Raw genomic sequence first — 18,010 nt, forward strand, 5'->3', positions numbered from 1 at the left:
CCTGCGTCCGTACACCAGTACGCTCATCGCCGGGGTACGGGAGGAACGACAGTGGCCATGGGGGCGATACGGCGGCGGCTGGCCGTCGGTCTTGCCGTGGTGACCGCATCCGGGGTGCTGGGGGTCGCCGCGCCGGGGGAGGCGCAGGCCGCCGTTGCGCTCTGCGAGGGGCGCAAGATCCGGACGTACACCTTCTCCACCGGCTCGGTGAAGGTCTACCGGCGCGGCCAGTCGCTGTGTGCCGTGACCGTCCCCAAGCGGGTCGGCTCGCCGCGCACCATGATGGTCAGCCTGCGGGCCCGGGGCTTCGAGGCCGTCGTCGACCAGGGCGTCTACACCAAGCGCGCCGGCCCGGTGTGGTCCTACGTCGGCAGCCGCAAGGTGTGGATCAAGGGGCGGGTCGGCAGCGGCTCGTACTCGACCGGGGGCTGGGTGCGGCTGTGACACCCCCACATCCGGGCGGGCGAACCCGCCAATAACCGAGGGTTTTCCCTGCTTCCCCTGGTGCGTAAGGGAGTTGCTCCGATACGTTCCGCTCGCACATCTGTCTCACAGGGGAGGGTGCATGCGCAAGGCGCTCAGATGGCTGCTGGCGTTCACCGTGTTCATCGGCACGTTGAGCACGGCAGGGGTGGCCACCGCCGCCCAGCCGGAGGCCACCGGTACCACCGACATCAAGGAGAGGCTGCTCTCCCTACCGGGGGTGAGCCTGATCGAGGAGAAGCCGTACACCGGGTACCGCTTCTTCGTCCTGGGCTTCACCCAGCCGGTCGACCACCGCCACCCGTCCAAGGGCACGTTCCAGCAGCGGATCACCGTGCTGCACAAGGACGTCTCCCGCCCGACGGTCTTCTACACCAGCGGCTACAACGTCTCCACGAACCCCAGCCGCCGCGAGCCGACCCAGATCGTGGACGGCAACCAGGTCTCCCTGGAGTACCGCTACTTCACCCCCTCCCGGCCCGAACCGGCCGACTGGAGCAAGCTGGACATCTGGCAGGCCGCCAGCGACCAGCACCGCGTCTTCAAGGCGCTGAAGAAGGTCTACGGCAAGAACTGGATCACCACGGGCGGCTCGAAGGGCGGCATGACCGCCACCTACTACGAGCGCTTCTACCCCAAGGACATGGACGGCGTCGTCGCCTACGTCGCCCCCAACGACGTGGTGAACAAGGAGGACTCCGCCTACGACCGCTTCTTCGGATCAGTCGGCACCAAGGAGTGCCGCGACCGCCTGAACGCGGTGCAGCGCGAGGCGCTGGTGCGCCGGGAGCCGCTGGAGCGCAAGTACGCCGAGCTCGCGGCGGCCGAGGGCTACACCTTCACCACCGTCGGCAGCCTCGACCGGGCCTACGAGGCGGTCGTCCTGGACTACGTGTGGGGCTTCTGGCAGTACAACCTGCTGGAGAACTGCGGTGACGACGCGCTGATCCCGCCGAACGCCAAGACCGCGACCGACGACCAGATCTGGAACTCGATCGACACGGTCTCCGGGTTCTCGTTCTACACCGACCAGGGCCTCACGCCCTACACGCCGTACTACTACCAGGCGGCCACCCAGCTCGGCGCGCCGACGATCAGGTTCCCGCACATCGAGAAGAAGTACATCCGCTACGGCTACCAGCCGCCGCGCAACTTCGTGCCGCGGGACATCGCCACCAAGTTCCAGCCGTACGCGATGCGCGACGTGGACACCTGGGTGCGCCACAACGCCCGTCACTTGCTCTACGTCTACGGCCAGAACGACCCGTGGGGCGCCGAGCGGTTCCACCTCGGCAAGGGCGCGAAGGACTCCTACGTCTTCACCGCCCCCGGCATGAACCACGGCGCGAACGTGGCCGGTCTGGTCGCCGACCAGAAGGCCTTCGCCACCGCCCGCATCCTGGACTGGGCCGGTGTCTCCGACACGGCCGTCGCCGCGGCCAAGCCGCTGGCGAAGTTCGACAGCAAGCTGGACGTCAGGGACGTGGAGCGCGAGCCCACGCTGCGTCCGTAACCCCGGTGCCGCGCCCGGCCGTCGCTCAGACCGGCCGGGCGCAGCCCACCGGCCTCTCGCCCCGCAACTGCACGTACAGGGCCGTCGAGACCGGGCACCCGGCGCGGCTCGCGACCGCCTTCGTCACCTCGTACTGCGGTTTCCGCTCGCCCGATCCGTCGCACGGCGTCTCGCGGACCTGGCCGTCACCGGAGCCGTAGACGCAGTCGCCGACGATGGTGCGCGGCCCGCCCCCGCCACCCGGGTCCCCCGGGTGTGGCGGGGTCAGGTTGCGCATGCAGGCGTAGCCCCGCGGGACCGCCCCGTCGCCGTCCTCGTCGGTGGCTGGGCTCCGGGCGCTGATGTGCAGCACGAAGTCCGTGGTCCCCGGGCACAGCGGACCGTCGCCCACCGTGCCGTCGAACCGCGCCACGACCCGTGCCGCCGCCCGCTCACTGGTGCACGCCACCTCGGTGAAGCTGGTCGTGCCGAAGGAACTGCACTCGTCGACCCCGAGGAACTCGGTCCCGTAACCCGAGGGGCGGGTGGGCGCCACCGCCTCGCCGAGCCGGCTGTCCGCGTCCGTGGCGTTCCCGTCCGACGCGTTCTGGCACCCCGCCAGCAGACCGGCGAGCAGCGCCAGCAGCGCGCACACCACCCCCACGGAACATCTCTCACGCATCGCCGTCCCCCCGGATACCCGCGTCCAGCGTGACCCGCCGCGGCGGGCCCACGCCAGACATGTGGGGTGCTTTGCTCCCTTCGGGGGGCGTACGCCGGGTGCGCGGCGTACGCGCGCTACGTCGGGTACGACAGTCCGTGCCCGATCGGATAGAGCACCGCGGCCGGATCGTCGGCCCGCTGCACCGGCACCGGCAGCCTCCCGCGCGGCGCCACCCTCCCCGCGATCACCCGTGCGGCGGCGCGCAGTTCGACGTCGGTCCACGAGTACGAGGCCAGGTACGCGGCCACGCCGGGCAGGTGGGCCACGTCGTAGGGGTTGCGCACGGCGAGGGCGATCACCGGCTTGCCGGTCGCGAGCAACTGCTCGACCAGGGTCTTCTGGGCGCTGGTCGCCGTGACGTTGTACGTCGCCACCACCACCGCGTCCACGTCCCGCGCCGCCGCGACCGCCCTGGCGACGGTGGCCGCCGAGGGTGCCGTACCGGTGGACAGGGCCGTGGCCGTGAAGCCGAGCTCGGTGAACGCGGCCGTGAGCACGCCGGTCGGGGGGCCCGTCGTCCCCGAGGGGGAGGCCGGGTCGGCGCCCGTCACCAGGAGCCTGCGCGGGGACAGGGGCAGCAGGTGCCCCTCGTTCACCAGCAGGGTCGTGGTCCGCTCGGCGATCCGGTCGGCCTGCGCGAGATGGGAGGGGATCCCGACCGTGCGGGTCACGCCCGCCTGCGCGACGTACGGCTCCCTGAACAGCCCCAGCCTCGCCTTCAGCCGCAGCACCCGAAGGATCGACTCGTCGAGCCGCCGCTCGGTCAGCTCCCCGTCCTGGACGGCCTTCAGCACCGCGTTCCAGGCGACGGCGAGGTTCGGCGGGTTGAGCAACTGGTCCACGCCCGCCTTGAGCGCGAGCACCGGCACCCGGTCGTCGCCGTACTTGGTGCGGACGCCCTCCATGCCGAGGGAGTCGGTGACGATCACGCCGTCGTAGCCCAGTTCCTCGCGCAGGATGCCCTGGAGGATCGGACGGGACAGGGTGGCCGGGTCGCCGGAGTCGTCGAGGGCCGGGACCATGAGGTGCGCGGTCATGATCGAGTCGATGCCCGCGGCGATCGCGGCACGGAACGGCGGCGCGTCGAGCTTCTCCCACTCGGCGCGGGTGTGGGTGATGACCGGGAAGCCGTAGTGGCTGTCGACGGCGGTGTCGCCATGCCCGGGGAAGTGCTTGGCGGTGGCCGCGACCTGCCGGGCGCGCTGGTACCCGGCGACCTCGGCGGCGACCATCCCGGCGACCGCGTCCGGGCCGGCGCCGAAGGAGCGGACGCCGATGACCGGGTTCGCCGGGTTGACGTTGACGTCGGCGACCGGGGAGTAGTTCTGCCGGATGCCCATCGCCCTGAGCTCCCGCCCGGCGATCCGGCCGAGGGTGCGGGCGTCGTGGTGCGAGCGGCCCGCGCCGAGGGCCATGGCGCCCGGGAAGAGCGTGGCGGGCTCGCCCACCCGGCAGACGATGCCGTGCTCCTGGTCGGTGGAGATGAGGACCGGCAGCCCGCGCGGCAGGGAGAGGGACGCCTTCTGGATGCCGTTGGAGAGGTCGGCGATCTGGTGCGGGTCCCGGGTGTTGTGCGCCCAGGTGAAGTAGATGACGCCGCCGACGCGGTACCTGTCGATCAGCTCGGCGGCCGTGCGGACGCCGATCTCCTTGAGGTTGGCGTCGATGTCGGCCTGGTCGGGGGCGGTGGCGGAGTGGCCGTAGACCCGCATCACGAACAGCTGGCCGACCTTCTCGGGCAGCGTCATGCGGGAGATGAGAGAGCGGAGTCTGGTGTCGTCGTGCTTCTTCTGGTCCGCGTGGGCGGTCCCGCCCACGGCGAGGGTGGCGGCGGCGCCCGCGGAGGCGGTGAGGACGGTGCGTCTGGAGGGCACGTGCGCTCCTTCCGGAGGTGATCCGTTGAAGGAAACTTCCGAGGAATCACCAATATCCGGGAAGTTTCTGCCAGTCAAGGGAGCGCACAGTACTGGGGAAGGGGCCGCCATCGGCGCTGTTGGAGGGGGGCGCGCCGATGGCGGGTGCTGCCGGCCGCGGTACGGCGGAGAGGGTGGGTCAGCGTTCGCAGCCAGCAGCGAGGCCGACACCGCACCACGGTGACTCTCCGACAGCCTGCCGGTTGGACGAGCGGGGGTCGGGCGGGGTTCCCGGCTCGGCCCGGAATCCCGGAAGTTGGTGGGCCCGGGGCCAACGGGACGGATGGGCCGCCACCTTGGGCCGATGGCCCTGCCCCTTGTCCCTGCTGGTCCCGGTCTTCCTCCCTGTTGATCCCGGCCTTCGGGGTGTCCTTGGCGGCCCTGTTCCTCGACGAGACTGTGAGCGCCCTGCGCCGGCGCGCGGCGCCCATCCGGCTGCGGAGGCGGTCCATCCCCTGGACGGACCGGCGCCGGAGGCGAACGTCGGCCGATCATGAGGGCATGCCAGTGGTCGACATCCCCGGTTCCAAGTCCCTCACCGCCCGCGCCCTCTTCCTGGCGGCGGCGGCCGACGGGGTCACCACCCTCGAACGCCCCCTGCGGTCGGACGACACCGAGGGGTTCGCCGAGGGGCTGACGCGGCTCGGCTACCGGGTGGGCCGCACCCCGGACACCTGGCAGGTCGACGGCCGCCCCGAGGGCCCTCCGGCGCCGGAGGCGGACGTGTACTGCCGGGACGGCGCGACGACGGCCCGCTTCCTGCCGACCCTGGCGGCGGCGGGCCACGGCACCTACCGCTTCGACGCCTCGGAGCAGATGCGCCGCCGCCCCCTGCTCCCGCTGACCCGGGCCCTGCGCGACCTCGGCGTGGACCTGCGGCACGAGCGGGCGGAGGGCCACCACCCGCTGACGGTCCGCGCGGCGGGCGTCGAGGGCGGCGAGGTCGTGCTGGACGCGGGCCAGTCCTCCCAGTACCTGACCGCCCTGCTCCTCCTCGGCCCACTGACCCGCGAGGGCCTGCGGATCCGGGTGACGGACCTGGTCTCGGCGCCGTACGTGGAGATCACCCTCGCGATGATGCGGGCGTTCGGGGTGGAGGTGGACAGGCAGGCTGGTCCGCGGGGGGACGTCTTCGTGGTCCCGCCGGGCGGCTACCGCGCGACGACCTACCCGATCGAGCCGGACGCCTCCACGGCGAGCTACTTCTTCGCCGCGGCCGCGCTGACGCCCGGTGCGGAGGTGACGGTGCCGGGCCTCGGGGCGGGGGCGCTCCAGGGCGACCTGGGCTTCGTCGACGTACTGCGCCGGATGGGCGCGGAGGTGACCGTCGGGGACACGGGCACGACGGTGCGTGGCACCGGCGAACTGCGCGGCCTCACGGTCACCATGCGGGACATCTCCGACACCATGCCGACCCTGGCGGCGATCGCGCCCTTCGCCTCCGGCCCGGTCCGCATCGAGGACGTGGCGAACACCCGCGTGAAGGAGTGCGACCGCCTGGAGGCCTGCGCGGAGAACCTGCGGCGCCTCGGCGTGGCGGTGGCCACCGGCCCCGACTGGATCGAGATCCGGCCCGGCGGAACCGGCGAGGGCACGCAGATCAAGACCTACGGCGACCACCGCATGGCGATGTCCTTCGCGGTCACCGGGCTGCGGGTGCCGGGAATCTCGTTCGACGACCCGGGGTGCGTACGCAAGACTTTCCCCGCGTTCCACGAGGCGTTCGCCGAGTTGCGAGGGAGCATCGAACGGTGAGTTTCACCCTGGAGGGGCCGGTCCTGGAAGGCGCGCTGGTGCGCCTGGAGCCGCTGGCGCACCGGCACGCCGCCGGGCTGGCCGAGGCGGCGGAGGAGGAACGCGGCACCTACGAGTTCACCTGGGTGCCGCGCGCGGACGAGGTGCCCGCATATCTCGACGCCCAACTCGCCCGCGCGGCCACGGGGCGGCTCGCGCCGTACGCGCAGATCGCGGTGGCCACCGGACGGGTGGTCGGCGCCACCTCCTTCTGGGAGCCACGCAGTTGGCTGGCGGAGGACCGGCTCGACGCCGTCGAGGTCGGCTTCACCTGGCTGGCCGGCTCGGCCCAGGGCACGGGCGTGAACGCCGAGGCCAAGCTGCTGCTGTTCCGGCACGCCTTCGAGGTGTGGGGCGTCTCCCGGGTCGACCTGAAGACGGACGCCCGCAACGCCCGCTCCCGCGCGGCGATCGAGCGCGTCGGCGCCCGCTTCGAGGGTGTCCTGCGCAACTGGTCGCGCTCCTGGGCCCCCGGTGAGGACGGCCGGCTCCGCGATTCCGCGATCTTCTCCGTCACGGCGGCGGAGTGGCCGCGGTGCCGGGAGCGGCTGGAGAAGCGGGTGGCGGGGTATCCGCGAGGCTGAGCGGCACCCCCTCGCCGCCGCGTCCGCGCGTCACACTCCCGGGCCGGTCGACTCGACGGCCGACAGCCGCAGTTGGTCCCGTACCGCGGCCAGTACCGGATCGGCCTCCGCCCCCGTGCGCACGGCCGCGAAGATGTTCCGCGACGGCTGCTCGCCCCGTGTGGCCGGCACCGCCAGCCGCCGGTGCGCGTACAGCGGCCGGACCAGGCGCGGGATCAGCGCCACTCCCGCCCCCGCCTCGACCAGCGCGGCCACGGCGCCCCAGTCGTCGACGGCGTGCCGGATGTCCGGGGTGAAGCCGGAGGTCGCGCAGACGGCGCGGGCGATGGCGCCCACGCAGCTGCGGGGGTCACCCGCGATCCAGGTCTCGGCGGCCAGCTCCCGCAGCGCGACGGCCTCACGGTCCGCCAGCGGGTGGTCCGCCGGGACGACGAGGTCCAGCACGTCCCGGAGCAGGTCGGTCCGGCTGTAGCGGCGGTCCGTGTGCGGCGGTGTCGCCGCGAAGTCCACGGCGACCGCCACATCCACCTGCCCGGCGTCCAGCGCCGTGAAGAGGTCCGGCGGCTCCGACTCCACCACGTCCACCCGGACCTCGGGCAGCCGCTCGGCCAGCGCTCGCAGCACCCCCGGCAGCAGCCCCAGGATCGCGCTGGAGAAGCAGCCGATCGTCACCGCGCCCCGGCCGCCGCTCCCGTACGCCGCCAAGTCGGCCCGCGCCCGCTCCAGTTGGGCGGCGATCGCGTCGGCGTGGGCCAGCAGGACCCGGGCCTGGCCGGTGAGGCGTACGCCCCGGCCGTCCCGTTCCGTCAGCGGTGCGCCGATCTCCCGGGACAGGGCGGCGATCTGCTGCGACACCGCCGACGGCGTCAGATGCAGGGCCTGGGCCGTGCGCGCCAGGCTGCCCCGGCGCTGGAGTTCACGCAGGACGGTCAGGCGGCGCAGGTCGACGGTGAAGGTTTGGCTTAAGTGTTCCATCGAGAAAGGTTAACTGGACCGAGGGGCCCGGATCGGAAACCATCGACGCCATGACCGCCTACCTGATCCTCCACGGCTGGCAGAACCACCGTCCCGAGGCCCACTGGCAGCACTGGCTCGCCGACCGTCTCGGCGCACTCGGCCACCGGGTCGCCTACCCCCAGCTGCCCGACCCCGACGACCCGGACCTGGAGACCTGGCTCGGCGAACTCGCCCGGCACCTCGCCGAGGACGCGCCGGACGTCGTCCTCGCCCACAGCGCCTCCGCGCTGCTGTGGCTGCACGCCGTGGCCCGGGGGACGGCCGGGACCGGTGACGTGGAGCGCGTCCTGCTGGTCGGCCCGCCCGCGCCCGTCGTCGTCGCACAGCACCCCGAGGTCGCCGGATTCGCCCCGCCCCCGCTGGAGTTCACCCTCCCGGGCCCGACCCTCCTGGTGGCCGGCGACGACGACCCGTACTGCCCCGGGGGCGCCCGCGCGGTCTACGGCGACCCGCTCGGCCTGCGCACCGAACTGCTCCCCGGCGCCGGTCACCTGGACCTGGACGCCGGGTACGGCCCCTGGCCCGCCGTGCTGGACTGGTGCCTGGACCCGGGGGCGAGGATCACGGGCCGTTCGTGAGGGGTCCGTCCGTGAGGGGGCCGTCCGTGAGGGGCGCGCCCTCGATGGAGTCGTCCTTGATGGGGCCGGGGCCCTCCTCGCCGGGCCCGTCCTCCTGAGGAGCCGCTCGCAGTTGCGGAGTGCTCGTGCCGACGTAGGCCACCGCGAGCACGCACAGCAACCCGCCCGTGACCAGGGCCGTGGCGCCCGAGGTCCAGCCCGCGACCAGGCCGCCGCGCAGGTTGCCGAGGTGCGGGCCCGCCTGGCCGACGATCGTCTCGGCGGCGGTGACCCGGCCGAGAAGGGCGTCGGGGGTGCGGGTCTGCACGATGGTCGTACGGCACAGGACGGCGAGGGCGTCCCCCGCGCCCGCCACCGCGAGCAGGCCGAGCCCTAGCCAGGCGCTGGTCGTCAGGCCGAACATGCACAGCCCCGCACCCCAGGTCGCGGACGCGCACAGCATCACCGGGCCGGGGCGGGCCAGCCGGGTCACCGGGCCCGACAGGGCCGTCGCGGCGACCCCGCCCACGGCCAGCGCGGACAGGAACAGCCCCAGCGTGCGCGGATCGCCGCCGAAGCGCTCCTGGTTGACGAGCGGGAAGAGGCTGGTCGGCATGGACAGCACGGTGGCCGCCAGGTCGGTCAGCAGCGCGCCGCGCACCACGCGGTGGCCGGTCAGGAAGCGCAGGCCGTCCAGGACGCCGTGCACCCCGGGGCGGGACTTGTCGCCCTCGGGTGGCAGCGCGGGGAGCCCGTAGACGCCGTAGAAGGACAGCGCGAAGCTCAGGGTGTCCACGAGGTAGCAGACGCCGATGCCCCACCAGCCGAGCACGACCCCGGCGACCGCCGGGCCGACCAGCATCATCGCCTGGCCGGAGACCTGCTGGAGGGCGAGACCGGCGGCCACCTGCTCCTTGGGCAGCAGCCTGGGGACGAACACCCCCGCGGCGGGGGCGCCGAGCGCGGCGAAGGACGTCTGGACCGCGACCAGCACCAGGATCACGCCCACCGGCGCGTGCCCGGCGAAGCCCTGCACGGTCAGCAGCAGGGAGCAGGCCATCGAGCCGACGGTGCCGGTGAGGAACAGCCGGCGCCGGTCCACCCGGTCCGCCCAGGCCCCCGCGAACAGACTGACCGCGACCATCGGCACCGCCTGCGCGATGCCGACCGCGCCGCTCCAGACCGCGCTGTGCGTCATGTCCCAGACCTGGTACATGACGGTGACCATGGTCATGAAGGAGCCGAGCGTGGAGGCCGTGCGCCCGAACAGCAGCCGTCGGAAGACGGGGGAGGTGCGCAGGGGCCGTACGTCGAGCAGGACGTCGGACAGGCTCATGAGAGCGGGACCGGGAGCGGGGTGGGCTGAGGCACCCGGGGACGTTAACCGGCCGCCCGCCTCCGGGCCACCGAATTAGTCACGTCCTCGTGGCGGCGCGGTCACCTGCGCGCGCGGCCGGTCACGCGCTGTCGTTCAGCAGCCGCGCCAGGTGCTCACGGCCGCCGCGCAGCAGCCCGGGCAGCGGCGCGGCCTTCTCGTACCACCGCTTCTCGTACTCCCAGCACAGCCAGCCGTCCCAGCCGTGCCGGGAGAGCACCTCGACGCACTCGGCGAGCGGCAGGACGCCGGCGCCGAGGGCGAGCGGGGTGGTGTCCTCGCTCGACGCGATGTCCTTGACCTGGACGTATCCGAGGTACGGGGAGAGCGCCGCGTAGGTCTGCGAGGGCTGCTCACCGCCCAGCCAGGTGTGCATGACGTCCCAGAGGGAGCCGACCTGACGGTGACCGACCCGACCGAGGACACGGATGGCGTCGGCACCGGTGCGGTGCGAGTCGTGGGTCTCCAGCAGGACGCGTACGTCGACGTCGGCCGCGTACTGCGCCGCCGTGCCCAGCCGCCGGGCCGCGATCGCGTCGGCCTCCGCGGCCGGCTGCCCGGGGCCCGCGCCGGGGAAGACGCGGATGTACGGGGCGCCCAGGTCGTGGGCGAGGTCGAGGAGGGCGCGGATCTCGTCGAGGACCGGCTCGTCGTCGCCGGGCGCGGCCACCCGCGCGTACCCGGCCAGGCCCAGGATCTCCACCCCGGCCGCCCGGAATTCCGCGGCCACGTCCGCGCGCGCGGCCGCGTCGATGCCCGGGTGGACCGCCTCCTCCGGATGCGCGCGCAGCTCCACGCCGTGATAGCCGTGCGCGGTCGCGAGGCGGAGCACCTCGGGGACGGGGAGACCGGGGACGCCGAGAGTGGAGAAGGCCAGCTTCATGCCCCCGGACTCTACGCGTCAGTCGCGGACACCGCCGCGCAGATCCAGGCGCCGGTCCCGGCCGACCAGGTCCTTGCCGAGGGTGCGGTGCGGTGTCTCGACGACCAGGACCCGGCCGCGCGGGGTGAGCGTGACGCGCCGCGCTCGACGAGCCCGTGGACGCCCGGGCCTGCCCGGCCAGTGCCGTGACACCCGCTCTAGCTCTGGCCCTCGGTCGCCGCGGGGCGGTACACGCACAGCTGCACGCCCGTCTTGCCGGCCACCGTGGACACCAGCTCGAAGGGACGCTTGCCGCCGTCCTCCGGGAAGATCGACTTGCCGCCGCCGAGGATCACCGGCATCACGATGAGCTGGAGCTCGTCCACCAGGCCCTCGGCGAGGAGGGTGCGCACCAGGGTGGGGCTGCCCATCATCGCCAGCTCGCCGCCCTCGGTCTCGCGCAGCGCGCGGATCCGCTCGACGGCCTGGGAGCCGGGGATCCGTTCGGTGTTGTTCCACGTCAGCTCGTCGTCGCCGAGGGTGTCGGTCACCACGTACTTCTTCAGCGAGTTCAGCCGGTCCGCGAACGGGTCCCCGGCCCGCTCCGGCCAGGCCCCCGCCATCGTCAGATACGTCCGCCGCCCGTACAGCAGGGCCTCGGCCCGCTCCATCCCCTCGCTGAACGCCGGGCCGAGCACCTCCTCGTCGAAGTACGGGTGCGACCAGCCGCCGTGCGCGAACCCGCCGTCGGTGTCCTCCTGCGGACCGCCGGGCGCCTGGACGACACCGTCAAGGCTGATGAACTCGCTGACCACGATGCGCATGGGATTCCCTCCGTTGGGGCCGACCGCGGATCGGTACCGCGTTGATCGGCGCTGTGTTGATCGGTTACGGCAATGAGACCGGAGGATGCCACGGAACTCATCGGAGCGTGCTGAGGAACTTTGTAGCCGCTCCCGCCGGGCAGTGTCGGGCACGTCTCAGCCCGTCAGGGTGCGTGTCTTTCAGCCCGTCCGGCGTTTGAGGACGAGGGCACGTGTCCTCCAGCCCGTCCGGCGTTTGAGGACGAGGCCCGTTCAGGGCCGACGGGGGTCTGGGGGCGGAGCCCCCAGGAGGCGGGGTCGAAGGGGCGGCAGCCCCTGGGGGATGGGACGGGTAGGGGCGGCGGGGGCGAAAACAACCAGCGCCCACCCCGCCGCGCCCCCACAGGCCACGCCACCCCCAAGCGCCCTCGCACCCCCGAACCCCCACCCCCTCACTCCCGAGGCGCCCCCGTAGACCCCCGAACCATCAACTCCCCCCGGATCACGGCGATCCCCCCGGGCGGCGCCTCCTCCCGCCCCATCGCGATCCGCCCCGCCCGAGCCCCCGCCTCCGCCAACGGCAACCGCACCGTCGTCAGCGCCGGCACCGCGTCGATGCTGAACGGCAGGTCGTCGAACCCGGCGACGGACACGTCGTCCGGGATCCGCAGCCCCGAGTCCCGCAGCGCGGCACACGCCCCCAGCGCCACGGAGTCGTTCGCGGCCACCACCGCCGTGAGGGACGGGTCCCGCCGCAGCAGCTCCAGCGTCGCCTCGTACCCGGACCGCCGGTCGTACCGCCCGTGCACGGTCCAGCGCGGATCCTCCGAGATCCCCGCGTCGACGAGCGCGGCCCGGTGTCCCTCCAGCCGGTGCCGGGTGGTGGTGCGCTCCTCCGGCCCCGCGATGTAGCCGAGCCGGCGATGGCCGAGACCGATGAGGTGTTCCGTCAGCTCCCGCCCGCCCCCGCGGTTGTCGAAGGTCAGCGCGATCGCCGGGGTGTCCGGCGCCGGCGGCCGCCCGCACAGCACCACCCGCGTCCCGGCGTCCTCCAGCTTCCGCAGCTTCGCCGCGACCGCCGCCGCGTGCGGGACGTCCTCGACCGCGCCGCCGGTCAGCACGACCGCCGCCGCGCGCTGCCGCTGGAGCAGGGTCAGATAGGTCAGCTCGCGTTCCGGGGAACCCCCGGTGTTGCAGGTCACCGCCAGCCGCTCACCGCCCGCGCGCCCGCCGGGCCCGCCGATCTCGGACTGGATCGCGCCGGCCATGATCCCGAAGAAGGGGTCGGCGATGTCGTTGACGAGGATCCCGACCAGGTCGGAGGTGGCCGCGGCCAGTGAGCTGGCCGGTCCGTTCAGTACGTAGTCCAGTTCGTCCACGGCCCGCAGCACCCGTTCCCGGGTGGTCGCGGCGACGGGGTAGTTCCCGTTCAGCACGCGCGACACCGTCGCGGGCGAGACCTGGGCGCGCGCAGCCACGTCCGCCAGGGTCACCGTCATCTAGTCGTCCTCCGGTCGCGCATCTCAGTCGTACCTCGTTGTACACGCACAGGCGCACGGCATTGGTTTCGTGCGGGCCGTGCGGACCAGGCCACCCAGACCTTAAGGCCCCCACCCCCGGTTGTTCGCCCCCTCGAACAACTCAACCCCGTCACGGTCTTGTCCGGACCGCTGCCCAGAGGCTAGCTTCTACCATGATAGAAAGCGCTTGCTGTATCGCTCACCAGTAGAGGCGTACGCGGCGCCCACGACCGCGTACGAAAGCTGCGTACGACTCCTACGAAGGGACTGCCGTGACACGCAAGACGGTGCGTATCGCCATGAATGGTGTGACCGGGCGGATGGGTTACCGCCAGCACCTGGTCCGCTCCATCCTGGCCCTCCGCGAGCAGGGCGGCCTCGACCTCGGGGACGGCACCGTGCTGTGGCCCGAGCCGATCCTGGTGGGCCGCCGCGAGCACGCGCTCAAGGCACTCGCCGAACAGCACGGCCTGGAGCACTGGGCGACCGACGTCGACGCCGTCCTCGCCGACCCCACCGTCGACATCTACTTCGACGCCCAGGTCACCTCCGCGCGCGAGGAGGCGATCAAGAAGGCCATCGCGGCGGGCAAGCACATCTACACCGAGAAGCCCACCGCCACCGGCCTGGAGGCCGCCCTGGAGCTGGCCCGCCTGGCGAACGCGGCCGGCATCAAGCACGGCGTCGTCCAGGACAAGCTCTTCCTGCCCGGCCTGCTCAAGCTGAAGCGGCTCATCGACGGCGGCTTCTTCGGCCGGATCCTCTCGATCCGCGGCGAGTTCGGCTACTGGGTCTTCGAGGGCGACTGGCAGCAGGCCCAGCGCCCGAGCTGGAACTACCGCGCCGAGGACGGCGGGGGCATCGTCGTCGACATGTTCCCGCACTGGGAGTACGTGCTCCACGAGCTCTTCGGCCGGGTGAAGTCCGTCCAGGCCCTCACCGCCACCCACATCCCGCAGCGCTGGGACGAGAACGACAAGCCCTACGACGCCACCGCCGACGACGCCGCCTACGGGATCTTCGAGCTGGAGGGCGGCGCCATCGCCCAGATCAACTCCTCCTGGGCCGTGCGCGTCAACCGCGACGAGCTCGTGGAGTTCCAGGTCGACGGCACGGAGGGGTCGGCGGTCGCGGGGCTGCGCAACTGCCGCGTCCAGCACCGCAGCGCCACCCCCAAGCCGGTCTGGAACCCGGACATCCCCGCCACCGAGGTCTTCCGGGACCAGTGGCAGGAGGTCCCGGACAACGCCGAGTTCGACAACGGCTTCAAGGCCCAGTGGGAGCTCTTCCTCAAGCACGTCTACGCCGACGCCCCCTACCAGTGGGACCTCCTCGCCGGCGCCCGCGGCGTCCAGCTCGCCGAGCTGGGCCTGAAGTCCTCGGCCGAGGGCCGCCGCCTCGACGTCCCGGAGGTCTCGCTGTGACGATCCAACTCCCGACGGGTGGCGGGGGATTCAAGGCGTACGAGCCCCGCCAGGAGCCCTTCGCCGCCACCCCCGGCACCCCCTTCACCTCCCGTACGGTCTTCTCGGCGGCGCACGTCGTCGCCGACCCGTTCGCCGACTCCACGCCGGACTCCCCGGCCGCCGTCGACTGGGACGCCACCCTCGCCTTCCGCCGCCACCTGTGGTCGCACGGACTCGGTGTGGCCGAGGCGATGGACACCGCCCAGCGCGGCATGGGCCTGGACTGGGCGGGCGCGGCCGAGCTGATCCGCCGCAGCGCCGCCGAGGCCAGGTCGGTCGGCGGGCTCATCGCCTGCGGCGTGGGCACCGACCAGCTCACCGGCCCGGCGACCCTGGACGAGGTCCGAGCGGCCTACGAGGAGCAGCTCGCCCTCGTCGAGGAGTCCGGCGCGCAGGCCATCCTGATGGCCTCCCGCGCCCTCGCCGCCACGGCCAAGGGCCCCGAGGACTACCTGGAGGTCTACGGCCACCTGCTCCGCCAGGCCACCGAGCCGGTGATCCTGCACTGGCTCGGCCCGATGTTCGACCCGGCGCTGGAGGGCTACTGGGGGTCGAGCGACCTCGACGCGGCGACCGACGTGTTCCTGGAAGTCATCGCGGCCCACCCGGACAAGGTCGACGGCATCAAGGTCTCCCTGCTGGAGGCCCAGCGCGAGATCGACATCCGCCGCCGCCTCCCGCAGGGCGTGCGCTGCTACACCGGCGACGACTTCAACTACCCCGAGCTGATCGCGGGTGACGAACAGGGCTTCTCCCACGCGCTGCTCGGCATCTTCGACCCGCTGGGCCCGCTCGCGGCCGAGGCGGTCCGGGTGCTGGACACCGGTGACGCCAAGGGTTTCCGCGAACTCCTCGACCCCACGGTCGAGTTGTCCCGGCACCTCTTCCAGGCGCCCACCCGCTTCTACAAGACGGGCGTGGTCTTCCTCGCCTGGCTGGCCGGCCACCAGAGCCACTTCACGATGGTCGGCGGCCTCCAGTCGGCCCGCTCCCTCCCGCACTTCGCGCGCGCCTACGAACTCGCCGACGGCCTGGGCCTGTTCCCCGACCCGAAGCTGGCCGAGGAGCGCATGAAGAACCTGCTGTCCCTGTACGGGGTGACCCAGTGACCGACCTGTCCCGCTTCTCCATCAACCAGATGACGGTCAAGCAGCTGTCGCTGCCGGAGCTGGCGTCCGCCTGCGGCGAGTCGGGCATCTCGAACGTCGGCCTGTGGCGCGAGCCCGTCCAGTCGTACGGCGTCGAGGCGACGGCCAAGCTGGTCCGCGACGCGGGGCTGACCGTCACCACCCTGTGCCGCGGCGGCTTCTTCACGGCGATCGACCCCGACGAGCGCGCGGCGGCCCTGGAGGACAACCGCCGCGCGGTCGACGAGGCGGCGACGCTCGGCACCGACACCCTGGTACTGGTCTCCGGTGGCCTCCCGGCCGGTTCGAAGGACCTGCACGGCGCCCGCGAACGCATCGCGGACGCCCTGTCGGTGCTGGGCCCGTACGCCGAGGAGCGCGGGGTGAAGCTGGCCATCGAGCCGCTGCACCCCATGTACGCCTCGGACCGCTGCGTGGTCTCGACCCTCGCCCAGGCCCTGGACCTGGCGGAGCGCTTCCCCGCCCACCAGGTCGGCGTCACCGTGGACACGTACCACATCTGGTGGGACGACAACGCCCCCGCGCAGATCGCCCGCGCGGGCGCGGGCGGCCGTATCCACACCTTCCAGCTCGCCGACTGGACGACCCCCCTGCCGGAGGGCGTCCTCAACGGCCGCGGCCAGATCGGCGACGGCACGATCGACATGCGCGAGTGGCTCGGACACGTGACGGCGGCGGGCTACACCGGCGCCATCGAGGTCGAACTCTTCAACGACGTCCTGTGGGCACGGGACGGGCGCGAGGTGCTGGCGGAGACGGCGGCGCGGTTCGTGGAGCACGTCTCGTGATCGCTTAGAAATTTCTTGAGAATCCGTGCAACCCTCCCTCCACCTCGCGGGTCGTACGTGGCATCAGGACTTCTGGGGAGGGGATCTGGGGGGATCGCGGGGGTTCTGATACGGAGGGGAGACCCGAGGGGGCCTGGTCGACGGACCAGGCCCCCTCGAAGGTTTCCGGGCGGCTCAGAAGAAGACCCCGCACCTCAGCAGCACATTCGCGTACGGCCGCGCCTCGCCCGTGCGCACGACCAGCCGGGCGCCCGCCGAGAGTTCCTTCAGCCGCTCGTGCGCGACCAGCTCCAGGCCCTGCGGGAAGTGCCCGTCCAGCAGCCGCGCCGCCGCCGGATTGGCGTCCCGCACCTCCGTCGCCGCCGTGGCGCCCTCCACGACCAGCTCCTCCAGCAGCCCCTCCAGCACCTCCGCGAACGACGGCACCCCGGCCCGGAAGGCGAGGTCCACGACCCGGGGGCCGTGGGGTATCGGCATCCCGGCGTCACACACCAGCACCCCGTGGCCATGGCCCAACTCGGCGAGGGCGCCGGAGAGATGACGGTTCAGGATTCCCGCCCTCCTCACAGCGCGTCGACCTCCGCCGCCGTCGGGAAGGACGCCTGCGCGCCCTGCCTGGTGACGGCCGCCGCGCCCACCCGGGCCGCGTACGCCGCCGCCTCGGTGAGGGAGGCGCCCGCGCCCAGCCGGTAGGCCAGCGCCGCGGTGAACGCGTCGCCCGCGCCGGTGGTGTCCACCGCGTCCACCGTCACGGGCGCGATGCGGGCCACCCCCGCCGAGGACGCCACCAGCGCACCTTCGGCGCCCAGCGTCACGACCACCGACCGCGGCCCCTTCGCGAGCAGGATCCGCGCCCAGTCCTCGGGCGCGTCCCCGACCGCGGACGCGCCGAGGATCACCTTCGCCTCGTGCTCGTTGACGATCAGCGGGTCGCACGCGGCGAGCACCTCCGTGGGCAGCGGCCGCGGCGGCGACGGGTTCAGCACGAAACGGCTGCCCGGCGCCAGGTTCCGCACGACCTCCACGACCGTCTCCAGCGGGATCTCCAGCTGCGTGGAGACCACCCGCGAGGCGTGGAAGAGGCTGCTCGCGGTCCGGACGTCCTCGGGCGTCAGCCGTCCGTTGGCGCCCGGCGACACCACGATGCTGTTGTCCCCCGAGGGGTCCACCGTGATCAGCGCGACCCCGGTCGGCGCCCCGCCCACCAGCACGCCCACCGTGTCGACCCCGGCCGAGCGCTGCGACTCCAGCAGCAGCCTGCCGTGCCCGTCGTCGCCGACCCGGGCGAGGAGTGCCGTACGGGCACCCAGCCGGGCGGCCGCGACCGCCTGGTTCGCGCCCTTGCCGCCCGGGTGGACGACCAGGTCGGAGCCGAGCACGGTCTCCCCGGCCGCCGGCCGGCGCTCGACACCGATCACCAGGTCGGCGTTGGCCGACCCTACGACCAGGAGGTCGTAGTCGTACATGAGAATGCTCCCCTGGTA

General features: G+C 72.9%; 18 protein-coding genes. 8 read left to right on the top strand and 10 right to left on the bottom strand.

The features are described from left to right. Nucleotides 1-57 precede the first annotated feature (57 nt). Together ACZ56U_RS15325 and ACZ56U_RS15330 are read left to right on the top strand one after the other, a co-directional pair. Nucleotides 58-444, top strand: a complete 387-nt coding sequence (locus ACZ56U_RS15325; RefSeq protein ID WP_469084492.1) for a hypothetical protein — start codon at nucleotides 58-60, stop codon at nucleotides 442-444. Nucleotides 445-565: 121 nt separating this feature from the next. Then, nucleotides 566-1,996: a S28 family serine protease gene (locus tag ACZ56U_RS15330; protein WP_469084493.1), complete on the top strand. Its 1,431-nt coding sequence runs from the start codon at nucleotides 566-568 to the stop codon at nucleotides 1,994-1,996. 25 nt (nucleotides 1,997-2,021) lie between these two features. Here ACZ56U_RS15330 and ACZ56U_RS15335 read toward each other — a convergent pair whose 3' ends face one another. Beyond that, nucleotides 2,022-2,657, bottom strand: coding sequence for a hypothetical protein (locus tag ACZ56U_RS15335; RefSeq protein ID WP_469084494.1), 636 nt, complete (start codon nucleotides 2,655-2,657; stop codon nucleotides 2,022-2,024). Nucleotides 2,658-2,773: 116 nt separating this feature from the next. Beyond that, on the bottom strand, nucleotides 2,774-4,573 hold the full coding sequence (locus tag ACZ56U_RS15340; RefSeq protein WP_469084495.1) for a glycoside hydrolase family 3 protein: 1,800 nt from the start codon (nucleotides 4,571-4,573) through the stop codon (nucleotides 2,774-2,776). 540 nt (nucleotides 4,574-5,113) lie between these two features. Here ACZ56U_RS15340 and aroA point away from each other — a divergent pair. After that, nucleotides 5,114-6,367, top strand: coding sequence for a 3-phosphoshikimate 1-carboxyvinyltransferase (gene aroA, locus ACZ56U_RS15345; protein ID WP_469084496.1), 1,254 nt, complete (start codon nucleotides 5,114-5,116; stop codon nucleotides 6,365-6,367). After that, nucleotides 6,364-6,990, top strand: a complete 627-nt coding sequence (locus ACZ56U_RS15350) for a GNAT family N-acetyltransferase (RefSeq protein ID WP_469084497.1) — start codon at nucleotides 6,364-6,366, stop codon at nucleotides 6,988-6,990. The genes aroA and ACZ56U_RS15350 overlap by 4 nt, the downstream gene beginning before the upstream one ends. 30 nt (nucleotides 6,991-7,020) lie before the next feature. Here ACZ56U_RS15350 and ACZ56U_RS15355 read toward each other — a convergent pair whose 3' ends face one another. Further along, the gene (locus tag ACZ56U_RS15355; RefSeq protein WP_469084498.1) at nucleotides 7,021-7,965 is read right to left on the bottom strand and encodes a LysR family transcriptional regulator; all 945 of its coding nucleotides are present in this window, start codon (nucleotides 7,963-7,965) and stop codon (nucleotides 7,021-7,023) included. Between the two features lie 50 nt (nucleotides 7,966-8,015). Here ACZ56U_RS15355 and ACZ56U_RS15360 point away from each other — a divergent pair, with 50 nt between their 5' ends. Then, entirely contained in the window at nucleotides 8,016-8,585 is a 570-nt protein-coding gene (locus ACZ56U_RS15360) for an RBBP9/YdeN family alpha/beta hydrolase (protein WP_469084499.1), read from the top strand. Here ACZ56U_RS15360 and ACZ56U_RS15365 read toward each other — a convergent pair. The 5 genes from ACZ56U_RS15365 to ACZ56U_RS15385 all read right to left on the bottom strand — a co-directional run bounded on the left by ACZ56U_RS15365 (nucleotide 8,569) and on the right by ACZ56U_RS15385 (nucleotide 13,103). Next, entirely contained in the window at nucleotides 8,569-9,900 is a 1,332-nt protein-coding gene (locus ACZ56U_RS15365; RefSeq protein ID WP_469084500.1) for an MFS transporter, read from the bottom strand. The two genes, ACZ56U_RS15360 and ACZ56U_RS15365, sit on opposite strands and share 17 nt — an antisense overlap. A gap of 121 nt (nucleotides 9,901-10,021) precedes the next feature. After that, nucleotides 10,022-10,822: a sugar phosphate isomerase/epimerase family protein gene (locus ACZ56U_RS15370; protein ID WP_469084501.1), complete on the bottom strand. Its 801-nt coding sequence runs from the start codon at nucleotides 10,820-10,822 to the stop codon at nucleotides 10,022-10,024. An 18-nt stretch (nucleotides 10,823-10,840) separates the two neighbouring features. Further along, nucleotides 10,841-11,014 (bottom strand): hypothetical protein, encoded by a 174-nt coding sequence (locus ACZ56U_RS15375; RefSeq protein WP_469084502.1) that lies wholly within the window; start codon nucleotides 11,012-11,014, stop codon nucleotides 10,841-10,843. A gap of 5 nt (nucleotides 11,015-11,019) precedes the next feature. Further along, nucleotides 11,020-11,625 (bottom strand): dihydrofolate reductase family protein, encoded by a 606-nt coding sequence (locus ACZ56U_RS15380; protein ID WP_469084503.1) that lies wholly within the window; start codon nucleotides 11,623-11,625, stop codon nucleotides 11,020-11,022. A 431-nt stretch (nucleotides 11,626-12,056) separates the two neighbouring features. After that, nucleotides 12,057-13,103, bottom strand: a complete 1,047-nt coding sequence (locus tag ACZ56U_RS15385; protein ID WP_469084504.1) for a LacI family DNA-binding transcriptional regulator — start codon at nucleotides 13,101-13,103, stop codon at nucleotides 12,057-12,059. A gap of 293 nt (nucleotides 13,104-13,396) precedes the next feature. Here ACZ56U_RS15385 and ACZ56U_RS15390 point away from each other — a divergent pair, with 293 nt between their 5' ends. From ACZ56U_RS15390 to ACZ56U_RS15400, 3 genes are read left to right on the top strand one after another with little or no spacing between them, the layout of a single operon-like run. After that, nucleotides 13,397-14,548, top strand: coding sequence for a Gfo/Idh/MocA family protein (locus ACZ56U_RS15390; protein ID WP_469084505.1), 1,152 nt, complete (start codon nucleotides 13,397-13,399; stop codon nucleotides 14,546-14,548). Next, entirely contained in the window at nucleotides 14,545-15,699 is a 1,155-nt protein-coding gene (locus ACZ56U_RS15395) for a dihydrodipicolinate synthase family protein (protein WP_469084506.1), read from the top strand. Before ACZ56U_RS15390 ends, ACZ56U_RS15395 begins: the two co-directional genes overlap by 4 nt. Beyond that, nucleotides 15,696-16,526, top strand: a complete 831-nt coding sequence (locus ACZ56U_RS15400) for a sugar phosphate isomerase/epimerase family protein (protein ID WP_469084507.1) — start codon at nucleotides 15,696-15,698, stop codon at nucleotides 16,524-16,526. Before ACZ56U_RS15395 ends, ACZ56U_RS15400 begins: the two co-directional genes overlap by 4 nt. A gap of 174 nt (nucleotides 16,527-16,700) precedes the next feature. Here the strand turns inward: ACZ56U_RS15400 and rbsD are convergent, their stop codons facing one another. Together rbsD and ACZ56U_RS15410 are read right to left on the bottom strand one after the other, a co-directional pair. Beyond that, on the bottom strand, nucleotides 16,701-17,093 hold the full coding sequence (rbsD, locus tag ACZ56U_RS15405) for a D-ribose pyranase (RefSeq protein WP_469084508.1): 393 nt from the start codon (nucleotides 17,091-17,093) through the stop codon (nucleotides 16,701-16,703). Next, nucleotides 17,090-17,992, bottom strand: a complete 903-nt coding sequence (locus tag ACZ56U_RS15410; RefSeq protein WP_469084509.1) for a ribokinase — start codon at nucleotides 17,990-17,992, stop codon at nucleotides 17,090-17,092. Before ACZ56U_RS15410 ends, rbsD begins: the two co-directional genes overlap by 4 nt. Nucleotides 17,993-18,010 lie beyond the last annotated feature (18 nt).

The organism is Streptomyces sp. NPDC034103 (assembly GCF_055575395.1).

Coding starts and splice junctions, on each gene's coding strand:
- ACZ56U_RS15325 (WP_469084492.1), top strand. CDS start 58: ATGGGGGCGATACGGCGGCGGCTGGCCGTCGGTCTTGCCGTGGTGACC.
- ACZ56U_RS15330 (WP_469084493.1), top strand. CDS start 566: ATGCGCAAGGCGCTCAGATGGCTGCTGGCGTTCACCGTGTTCATCGGC.
- ACZ56U_RS15335 (WP_469084494.1), bottom strand. CDS start 2,657: ATGCGTGAGAGATGTTCCGTGGGGGTGGTGTGCGCGCTGCTGGCGCTG.
- aroA (WP_469084496.1), top strand. CDS start 5,114: ATGCCAGTGGTCGACATCCCCGGTTCCAAGTCCCTCACCGCCCGCGCC.
- ACZ56U_RS15355 (WP_469084498.1), bottom strand. CDS start 7,965: ATGGAACACTTAAGCCAAACCTTCACCGTCGACCTGCGCCGCCTGACC.
- ACZ56U_RS15360 (WP_469084499.1), top strand. CDS start 8,016: ATGACCGCCTACCTGATCCTCCACGGCTGGCAGAACCACCGTCCCGAG.
- ACZ56U_RS15365 (WP_469084500.1), bottom strand. CDS start 9,900: ATGAGCCTGTCCGACGTCCTGCTCGACGTACGGCCCCTGCGCACCTCC.
- ACZ56U_RS15370 (WP_469084501.1), bottom strand. CDS start 10,822: ATGAAGCTGGCCTTCTCCACTCTCGGCGTCCCCGGTCTCCCCGTCCCC.
- ACZ56U_RS15380 (WP_469084503.1), bottom strand. CDS start 11,625: ATGCGCATCGTGGTCAGCGAGTTCATCAGCCTTGACGGTGTCGTCCAG.
- ACZ56U_RS15385 (WP_469084504.1), bottom strand. CDS start 13,103: ATGACGGTGACCCTGGCGGACGTGGCTGCGCGCGCCCAGGTCTCGCCC.
- ACZ56U_RS15410 (WP_469084509.1), bottom strand. CDS start 17,992: ATGTACGACTACGACCTCCTGGTCGTAGGGTCGGCCAACGCCGACCTG.